This is a genomic window from Okeania sp. SIO2C9, assembly GCF_010672455.1.
Classification (GTDB): Bacteria; Cyanobacteriota; Cyanobacteriia; order Cyanobacteriales; family Microcoleaceae; genus Okeania.
In genome coordinates this window covers 25268-35943 of sequence record NZ_JAAHGO010000087.1, presented here as the reverse complement: position 1 = coordinate 35943, position 10676 = coordinate 25268, and the positions used below count along the sequence as shown (strand labels likewise).

The window sequence follows — 10676 nt, the reverse complement described above, 5'->3', positions numbered from 1 at the left end:
CAAAACGCACATGCATGAACGGGACAATCCCAATGCAAATCTATAGCGCGATATCTGAGTGTCACCATCTTGCCGTAAAGTAGTAGAGTTTCTGTAGTGAAGCAGTCTTTCTCATTAAAAAAGTTGCGATCCTTTCATACCTTAATTCACCAACGCCGTTTTTCCCACTAAGAACTTTGTATTGTCCAGTAATTATTCGGTAATTTTCTTTTTACCTTATTACCACGATGAAATGCCTCTAGGACTCCCTACTCCCTACTCCCTACTCCCTACTCCCTAAAGTCCTAAAATTTTGTACCTCATCAACTTAAAAACTGCTGTAAGCATAAATACTTGCTTGATTGATTGCTCAATCACGGCAGCTATGATTTTCTTCTAAAATTCTGTCTCCTGTCTTCCCCTCCCCTCCTTAGAGGGGTTAGGGGTGGGTTGTCTCCTGACTCCTGACTACTTTGATATAGCAATGAGCGCTGGTATATTTACAAATTGCAGGAGGGGCAAAATAGCTAAAAGTCTTAATATTATCAGCAATTTATTCCCTCTGTTGCCTCTCTTGGTCAGCATTCCGCAAGCGAGCTGGCATCGTCGCGGGGTCTGACCGCTGTTACCTTCCGGAGCTGTTGCCTGTTGCCTGCGCACAGCGCTATAATGGAATCTCAATCGCAAATTCTACCCCTTTCCCTGGTACAGAATTACATATTAGTTTTCCTTTGTGTTTTTCTACTATAATTGAATAACTAATTGATAAACCTAAACCTGTACCAGTTCCTACTGGTTTAGTAGTAAAAAATGGGTCGAATATCTTTTGTTTAATTTCTGGCGAAATGCTAGGACCATTGTTACTAATTTTGATTTGTACAGTTCGGTCTTTGGTTACTGTCGTGCTAATTGTAATGGTAGGTTTATCACTAGACCTACTCTCCTTTTTTCTCTTCTCTTCTAGGGCATCAATAGCATTATTAATAATATTCATGAATACTTGATTTAGTTGGGAAGCATAACAATTAATTAGAGGTAAAGAGGCATATTTTTTGACTATTTTTATTTCTGATTTATTTCCCGGATATCTGAGTCTATTTTGGGAAATTAGTAGGGTACTATCAATACCTTCATGGATATCTACAGGTTTCATACCTGACTCATCTAATCTCGAAAAATTCCGTAGAGAAAGTACTATTTTGCTAATTCTTTCGACTCCTATTTCCATTGAATTTAGTAATTTATCCAAATCTTGAATTAAAAAGTTTAAGTCTATTTCTTCAATTATTTCTTTGATTTTAGCTGTGGGGTTAGGATATTCCTGTTGATAAATATTGATTAAATCTAGTAAATCTTGACTATACTCAGCTACATGGTTAATATTGCCAGAGATAAAAGTAATAGGATTATTAATTTCGTGAGCAATTCCTGCTACCATCTGCCCTAAACTAGACATTTTTTCGGTCTGAATTAATTGGGATTGGGTATGTTGAAGTTGTTTGAGAGTTTCAGATAAGTGTAGATTTTTTTCGTTTAATTCTTCTGTGCGTTCTTTGACTTTATCTTCTAAGGTGCGACTATATTCTTCTAGTTGATTTTTTGCTGTAGATAAGTTTTCATAAAGTCGGGCATTTTCGAGGGAGAAAGCTGCTTGAGTAGTCAGGACTTTTAATACTTCTAGATGATGCTTAGTAAAGGCTGCAAATGTCAAATTATTTTCTAAATATAGTATGCCAATAAATTGACCGCGATTAATAATAGGAATGCATAAAATACTTTTGGATTGATAATTTTGAATATAAGGATCGGCAGCAAATTGAGTTTCATTAGTGGCGTTATCTAGCACAACAGTTTTTTGAGTACGTGCCACATAATAAATGAGAGATGTGGGAAGCTCATGTGTTGATTCCAAGGGTAGAGATTGTTTTGATTTTAGTTGTATTTCTTCTGAAGAATTAATCTCACGAATAGCTTTGGCTTCTATTACCCACTTTCCTGTTTCAAGAAGGATTAAATAACCTTTTTGAGCGCCAGCGTTTTCTAGAGTAACTCGCATTAAAACCGAGAATAAATTTTCTAGTTTTATTTCTCCTGAAATAGCTTGGGTTGCTTTCATTACACTATTGAAGTCAAGCAGAAGGGTACTATCAGTGGTTGTGTAAGTGACCGTTTCTTGAGCAATGTTGCGGGTCAAAGTAGGATCTTGCTGTTGAAGAGGTTTGAGTAGTTCACCGTAGGATTTTTCTAGGTGTTTAAGTTTAGCAACTGCACCCCACTGAGCATAAGCGTAGTAAGCTTTGATGAGATATGCTTGGGCAATAGTTTCCTTATTCCAGTCTAGGTAAAATTTAGCTGCAAGTTCCTTAGCTAGAGCTTCTTCTTGAATGTATTCGTTTTCTTTCGCTCCGGCGATCGCTTGTTCATAAAGTTCAATTGCTCCGATATAGTTACAAAGTACTCGATGTTTTTCTGCTTCTACTAAATGAAATTTATGTAAAAAGTTCATAGGAGCATGGTCTGCCCAGATTTTCATTTGTTTCTGGTGGGAGGTTACTTCTTCTAACCATTGCTGTTTTTGTTCCTCAGAAGCTTTATTGTAGAGAGCAAGTCTTATCAAGGAACCATAAAAATATAAAAGTACTTGAACATATTGAGAAGTAATTAGATGGAAATATGATTGTGTTGCGATCGAAATTGTTAAAGATTTTTGGTACTCACCAAATAAATAACATAAAGAAAGTTTGTGGAAGTTTAGATATACCAGTGTTTGGTCTTGAGATTGTATTTTTGCCTCATCCAAAGCTTCACCAACTAAAATACAGGGATTTTCACAGCGATCGCTTAAGTTCAGAACAGTCTGTTGAATTATTTGCAACCGTATTAGGGCACTTTCTTGTTTGATTTGAGCAACAGTATCAACAGCATTATTGAGTTGATGAGCAAGTTCTGTTAATTCCAGTCCACTGTAGAAAGCATGAAAATAGTGAAACAAGAGATTGTAACTAGCAAATGCTAAGTCTCCTCTAGATAATTCAAGAGAGTAGTATTCTAGGAATGAAGGTAAGCTATTTCGCAAATGTTCCTGCCAATGACGAAGGTGCATATTTGTTACTGCTACTCCACTCAGAGCATCTCCAGCACAAGACTCAAATACACTCTCTGTTATCTGAGATAATTCATAAGAGGCTTTAATTTCTCCCTGACTCCAAAGCATAATTCCATAACAGCTATATCCATAAGCGGAAGCAGGTGTATTTCCCCACTTCACAGACAAAGTGATGAGAGCAAAAACTATACTTGACCATAGAGGTGAACCAATGACGAAAGCTACAGCTCCAATTAATCCCAGAATTTGCATCAAGGCCAGCTTTTCAGGATTTGTCATCTTTGGCAGTTGTTTGAGGTCTTCAGTGGAGCGATCGCTCAGAAATGACTTGAGTTCTTCAAGACCAGCAAGCAAGTCTGCTTCTTCTGGTCTAGGGGATAATTCTAATCCCAAATCTTTAATCACAATTACGGCTAGATCGATACCTTGGGAAAATTGGTATTGAGCAAATTCAGCCTGAATTTTGGAGATGTAAACCGGAATTTGGTCTAATAAATTTTTTGCTTGTTGCTGTACAATTTGAGCTAGTTGTTCCATCTGCTCATAGTCGCCGATCAAATACCTCGCTTCTACTGCTTCTAAATATAGAGCTAATGTTAATTCGTAATTCGTTTCCCAACTATTAGCGGTTAATAATTCTAGTCCTATATTTAGATAGTTAACTGTGGCGTTATAAGCAGTAGAAGCTTTTGCTTTGCGACTTGCTATGAGGTTGAGTTCAGCGAGTTGTTCTCGTTCAGTAGGATGAGAAATTAAATCTATTCCATAATTCAACTGATTAACAATATCAAAAATTTTCTCTTGCCTTTCCGTTTCTGGGATATTTTCTAATAATAATTTTCCTATTTTCAGATGAGTTACTTGTTTTTGTGTTTCTGGGATTAACAAATAAGCTGCTTGTTGGACGCGGTCGTGCAAAAATTTATAACTAGCATTAGCTTCTATGGCAGTAAAAGATGTAAATATATTTGACTCTTCTGTATTATAAAATTTATAGACTTCGGTAACAGGTAAAATTAACCCTTCTGGCAATGCTTCCCACAAATCCTGTGCTGTTTCTGTGACAGATTTTTCATAAATAATAGCTAAAGTTTCTAAGTTAAATTTATTGCCAATACAAGCCGCTAATTTTATTACATTCTGGGTGGCAGGTAATAATTTTTGTAGGCGACTTGCCATAAATTCTACAACATCATCTGTGGCAGAAAGTAATCTAACTTGAGCAACATTACATTCCCAATAACCCGCCTCATAATTAAAGGTAATTAATCCTTCTTCATACAGTGCTTTCAGAAATTGAGTGATAAAGAAAGGATTTCCTTTTGTTTTTTGATGGACTAATTTTGTTAAAGGAAATGCTAACTCCAAAGAGCAATGTAAAGTGTCTGCTATTAAGGGGTTTAAATCAAAAGTTAAATCTAGAGGTTTCAAAGTAATAGTATTAACAATTGCCGATGTTTTAGTAATTTCTTCTAATGTTAATATGAAGGGATGAGTAGGACTTACTTCATTATCTCGATAAGCTCCCAATAATAATAAATATTGACTATTTTTGTCAGTCATTAACAGTTGCATTAACTTCAACGAAGCAGTATCTGCCCACTGTAAATCATCTAAAAATATCGCTACAGGATGCTCTTTAGTAGTAAATGTTTGAATAAATTTTAAAAATAGTAAATTAAACCGATTTTGAGTAGCAGTTCCTGATAATTCTGCCACTTCAGGTTGAGAACCAATAATATATTCTAATTCGGGAATAACTTCAATAATAACTTGCCCATTTTCACCCAACGCTGAGAGAATTTTAGTTTTCCATTCCTGTAATTGAGTTTCCGTTTCACTGAGCATTTGCCCCATCAAATCTCGAAATGCTTGAACAAAAGCACTAAGGGGAATATTGCGTTGAAATTGGTCAAATTTACCTTTAATAAAGTAACCTCGTTGCCGGACTATTGGTTTATGAACTTCATTAACTACCGCAGTTTTACCAATCCCTGAAAAACCAGCAACTAACATGATTTCACTACTGCCTTGAGCAACTCTTTCAAAAGCATCTAATAAACTTTTAACTTCTGCTTGGCGACCATAGAGTTTTTCTGGTATAGTGAAACGATCAGAAATATCCCTACTTCCTAACTCAAAAATGATAACTTTTCCTGTTTTTTGCCAAGATTTTAAACAAGTTTCTAAATCATATTTTAATCCCAAAATATTCTGATAGCGGTCTTCAGCATTTTTAGCTATCATTTTCATAATAATATTACTTACCATTAGAGGTATTTCCGAATTTAACTCACAAGGAAATGTCGGTTTTTTAGCAATATGACAGTAAACTAATTCAATTGGGTCAGTTGATAAAAAAGGTAGTTGACCTGTAAGTATTTCATAGAATGTAATCCCTAAAGAATAAACATCACTACGATAATCTATACCCCGATTCATTCTTCCTGTTTGTTCTGGAGACATATATGCCAGAGTACCTTCAAGAACATTAGGATTAATAAGTTCTTGGGTTTCTCTTGGTAATAATGTAGAAATACTAAAGTCAATTAACTTGATATCTCCAGTATCTGGATTAATGATAATATTTGAAGGTTTAATATCTTTATGAATAATCTGATGATGATATAACCCTTCTAAAATTTTCACTATAGAAATAGCAATACCAAGAAAGTCTGGCAGGCTAAGTTTTTTATTAGTCAGGTATTTTTTGAAAGAAATTGCCCCAGTATCCTCCATAATTAGAGCATAACTATTACCATATTTTTCTAAGTATAGAGATTTGACAATCCCCGGTAAATTAAGATTTTTAGTAATTGTATATTGATGGCGAAACTGTAATAATTCAGAAAAGGTAGGGTATTCTTTATTGAGAACTTTGATGACTACTGGTTGTTTATTTGCGGTAGTTAGTCCGCGATAAACAGTAGTTCTTATGCCTGTATGAATTTGGTCAATTATGATATGATTAGGTAGTTTCATCATTAGCAAATTTAGAATTTTATTCACCTACAATTTCTATAAAATTTATGACGATGAACACTTTTTTTATTTATGCTTAAGTGCATTTAATTAACTTGTATATATATACGGAAGTCTATATGTAAGTATAAAACGGGCTTAATTGGCTAGAATCAGCCCCCATAGAAACAAAACTATTTACTCAGCTAATTTTCCTATTATATCAATTTGATAAATATTTACTACAAATAGCTATAGCACTACATCTTTTGGTATTTGACAATAAATTTTAGTTGTCAGGGAACAGGGAATAGAACAATGTCCGCGCCATATTTGCGTAGCGCTATAGGAGTCAGGAGGACTGAGTCATATCATGTCCAGTAGCATCGGTATTGTAAGCGTGAAGGTAAGGAAGAAGCGGTGCGACCCCGCGTCGGCGACAGACGCAAGGGAATGCTGACCAAGAGAGGGAATGCGCAGCAAGAGAGGAAGAAGGAAGAGGGAAGAAGGCTTACAGCGCTTTTCGCTCTTGATGAACCACATCTTCACAAGCAAAATCCTGTAGGGACGTTCCATGGAACGTCCTTACTGTGGTCTACCCAAATGAAAACCGCTGTAAAAGCTTGAAAAAACTTAAATTTCCTGTAGATATTCGCCCTTGATCTTACACAAACGCGCCCCAGGGGACATGATATCAGGAGGAAAAAAAAGGAAGAGGAGAAGAAAGTTTGGTAGTCCTGGATAGTATAGCAATGTGCGCTGGCATATTTACAAATCACAGGAGGTGTCCAATAGCTAAAAGTCTTATAGAACCCCTAAGCGTATCTTCATAAATATTAATTTTTTTTAGCTAGGAGACAGGAGACAACCCACCCCTAACCCCTCCCAGGAGGGGAAGAGGGAAGAGGGAAGAGGGAAGATGTGGGGAGAAATAATACAAAAAATTCAACACTCCTTTTCAGAACTCATTGATGCACGAAAAGACTTGGCTACCATAATTATATAGAACTCAAATGGGTTCTATATTATTCCAACGGAGATGCTGCGCAAACAGCTTTTTATTCCCCCAGATGAGCTGTTGTCTATTGCCAGATGAGCTGCGCACAGCGCTATAATGGTAAATGGAGACAAGCAATACTTAGAAAGGGAGCAAGATGCTCCCACTGCTTATTTAGGTTGAAAAAAGTGCCAGCTTTTCGGTTGCTCAAGGTCAAAAAGGAGCGTATTTTAGGCGCATAGTTAGGCATAAAAATCATTCTTACAATTCTTACTCCTACCTCCTCGCTCATTCCAATTTCTCCTGTCTTCCCCTCCACGGTCGGGGGAGGGGCGAGGGGTGGGTTGTCTCCAGTCTCCAGTCTCCAGTCTCCAGTCTCCTACCCTCACCCATAAGACTTTTGAGCACAAACCCTAAGTAATTAAGGTTAATATCATACACGCGCTTCACCAACGCCAAAATTAAATGCTCCCAGTGCTGGCATCTTGCCCGCGTGGGTATACCTCACGCCTGGTGGAATCCGCTGTAAATATAGGGAGATGTTCAACAATTAATAATGAATAATGAATAATAGAGTTGTTGGGAAATAAGGTAAAATGGTTTAAGCAAAAATTGGCCTTGATAAATGCTAAATATTGAACGAGCCTTAAAACAAGACAGGTTACTCAGAGCATTAACAGGATTAAACCGTAAAGCATTTGAATGTTTGTTGAAGCCCTTTAATCAAATATATGAGCAAACATTGCTCTTGAAACCTCGTCAACGGTCTGTTGGAGGAGGTCGTAAGGCTCGTTTACGCACAACTCAAGACAAATTATTCTACATTCTCTTCTACTTTAAATGTTATCCAACCTTTGATGTGGCCAGCATCTTGTTTGATATTGATCGCAGCCAGGCACACCATTGGGTTCATCGTTTACAACCTATATTAGAAGCAACCCTGGGAGAAAAAAAAGTACTACCCGAGCGTCAAATTAATTGTGTCCAAGTATTTATAGAGCGTTTCCCTGGAGTAGAACGAGTAATTATGGATGGCACAGAACGGCCAGTGCAACGACCCACTGACTCAGAAAAACAAAAACTGAATTATTCGGAAAAAAAAACGTCATACTCGCAAACATCTAGCAGCAGTAGACCAAAATAAGCAAGTGTTAGTATTAACTCAGGCACGAGAAGGAAAGTTACATGATAAAAAATTACATGACGAGGAAAAGCTAATAGGAAATATACCGGTCGTAATACCAATTGAAGTGGATAGTGGTTTTCAAGGTATTCAACACCAGTATGAAAATATCCGTATCCCTCATAAAAAGCCAAAGGGAGGACAATTAAGTGAGCAACAAAAATCGGAAAATCGGAAATTGAGCCAATCAAGGGTGATATGTGAAAACGCCTTTGCGGGTGTCAAACGTTATGGAGCTGTCAGCCAAATTTACCGTAATCACAAGAATGATTTTGATGACAAATTAATGTTAACAGCAACTGGATTATGGAACTTATACCTGATAGCAGCATAAATAATTAAATTACTAACAAAATATATCTGTTTTCATTTTCGTTTTTCCAAACTTCAGTTATTTCCCAACAACTCTAATGAATAATTACCTCTCCATGAATTGAAGAGGATTGACAAATTCATGAAAATTTTTCTTCATATAGAATCCGGTTATATAGTATATGTTCATTATTCAATCTCCCCATCTCCCCATCTCCCCATCTCCCCCAACAATACAATTAAGTATTCAACTGGATTTGATATTACTCGTTACTCGTTACTCCTTACTCGTTACTCGTTACTCGTTACTCCTTACTCCTCAGTAATACGATCACTAATTACCCGGATTCTATATCACAGGAGTCGATTGGATATGGCGAGGAGACCCGTTCTTGCAGACCCGCTCCGAAGATCGCCATCCCATCCTAACGGACTGCTCCGCAAACGACCGCTTATTATCCCCTTAAAAGGGGAGGCGCATACCCACAATTTTTCGGTAAATATGGGAGCATTTTCCTACCTTTTTCCCCTATTCTATTCCTCGATATCCTGAGTTCTGACTCCTGACTCCTAGTAAAAAAAACTTAATCGCCGACAAAGATGCCAAATGGGTTCTATAGAATTATGCTCAAATTATTCTGAACTAACCACAGAATCACGTTCCGCAAGTAGACGACGTAATTCCTGTTGTCGAACGCTATCAAGTGGAAAATTCCAGATAGCGATCGCTGCTATAAAACTAATAGGAATAGGAACACAAATAAACATATATTTAAGTGCCTCAATTGCTGCGGGAGTATTTGTACCTCCAGGAACAAAACCAATCAAATCTAGAATAGGATAAACCATACCCACTCCTAAAGCAGAACCAACTTTGTTAGTCATGGTCAACAAAGAATAGTACAGACCTGTACGCTGTATACCTGATTCCAGGTTGTCATGGTCTGTCACATCTGCCATGATCGAGCGTAACAAAAATGCTCCCGCACCAGATTCGATACCAAAAAGAATATTAACTAAAGCATACAGCCATAAATTTCCTGGTTGAACTAGCAATAAAGTAGTGAGAATTATACAACCATAAATTTTAGCAATACCAAAAGTCTGATGCTTCTCCAAACTATAACTAAGACGCATCCAGAAAGGAATGCCACAAAAACTAGCGATGAAATAGAGTAAAAGCATCAGACTAGACCATTGACCTAGATCCATGGCATAAGTAACAAAAAAAATGTAGATTGAACCAATAATTCCAGGAGCAAGACCAGTCATCACATTTGCCAGTAGGACTCGCATTAGTAGCTGGTTTTTTAATAGTAGAGAAGTTGACTTGAGCAAACCAAGCTGAGGTGGTGGTGTCACAGGTCTTTCTTGAACATTACAAACAGCGATCGCTACAGTAACAGGCAGTAGTATAATAGTAAACCAACCCATAGCAGCAACTTTATTCCCAGCATCAACACTCCCAGTCTGCTCAAGAATAGTTGGAAGTATCAAGACAGCTAACATTCCAAAAACTAGAGCAAATTCTCGCCAACCTTGAATTCGCGATCGCTCATAATAATCAGATGATAATTCTGCACCCCAAGACATATGAGAGATACTTAACAGAGTCCAACCCACATAGAGCAGCAACATCCAAAACAGAAGATAATTTCCTGTGATAGGAGCTTCGGGAATAAATACTTTGTAAACGCAAATCATTAAAATGGGAACAGATAATATAATCCAATGACGGCGGCGTCCAAGGGGAGTTGTGACTTTATCACTGAGAATACCGAGAACTGGATCGGTAAAAACGTCCCAGAAACGGGTAATCATAAAAATTGTGCCCACCAGAGAAAGGCCAAGTCCCATTTCTTCTGCATAAAAAGGGGGGAGGTAGACCAAAAGAGGAAGACCAAGAGCGGAAAGGGGTATTGCGGGAGAGACAAAAGCTGCGATGGTTTTTTTGGTCAGATTCATCTTTTTGTATTATTTATGGCCTTGGAGCAAGTATGAAATTATATTTCATTTAATTTTATTCAGATGAATCAAAAATTACATTAGTTCTATATTTACTTAAGATTGGGGGATTTTTTGGGGTAATTGTGAGGCGATCGTGATTTGTGATTTTAAAGGTGTTAAATTACCTTTAC

General features: G+C 37.1%; 4 protein-coding genes. 2 read left to right on the top strand and 2 right to left on the bottom strand.

Going from position 1 to position 10676, the window contains the following annotated elements:
• Positions 1 to 643: 643 nt before the first annotated feature.
• On the bottom strand, positions 644 to 6094 hold the full coding sequence (locus F6K23_RS34595) for an AAA family ATPase (RefSeq protein ID WP_367267901.1): 5451 nt from the start codon (positions 6092 to 6094) through the stop codon (positions 644 to 646).
• Between the two features lie 1574 nt (positions 6095 to 7668).
• Between F6K23_RS34595 and F6K23_RS34590 the strand changes: the two genes are divergently transcribed.
• Together F6K23_RS34590 and F6K23_RS34585 are read left to right on the top strand one after the other, a co-directional pair.
• Entirely contained in the window at positions 7669 to 8187 is a 519-nt protein-coding gene (locus F6K23_RS34590) for a transposase family protein (protein ID WP_293164866.1), read from the top strand.
• Between the two features lie 4 nt (positions 8188 to 8191).
• Positions 8192 to 8560: a transposase family protein gene (locus F6K23_RS34585; protein ID WP_293164863.1), complete on the top strand. Its 369-nt coding sequence runs from the start codon at positions 8192 to 8194 to the stop codon at positions 8558 to 8560.
• A 611-nt stretch (positions 8561 to 9171) separates the two neighbouring features.
• On the opposite strand, the gene F6K23_RS34580 is transcribed toward F6K23_RS34585, so the two are convergent.
• Positions 9172 to 10503 (bottom strand): MFS transporter, encoded by a 1332-nt coding sequence (locus tag F6K23_RS34580; protein WP_293164860.1) that lies wholly within the window; start codon positions 10501 to 10503, stop codon positions 9172 to 9174.
• Positions 10504 to 10676 lie beyond the last annotated feature (173 nt).

What these genes read in the sequence shown, in the direction of transcription:
- F6K23_RS34580 (WP_293164860.1), bottom strand. Translation starts at nt 10,503, where the DNA reads ATGAATCTGACCAAAAAAACCATCGCAGCTTTTGTCTCTCCCGCAATA.
- F6K23_RS34590 (WP_293164866.1), top strand. Translation starts at nt 7,669, where the DNA reads ATGCTAAATATTGAACGAGCCTTAAAACAAGACAGGTTACTCAGAGCA.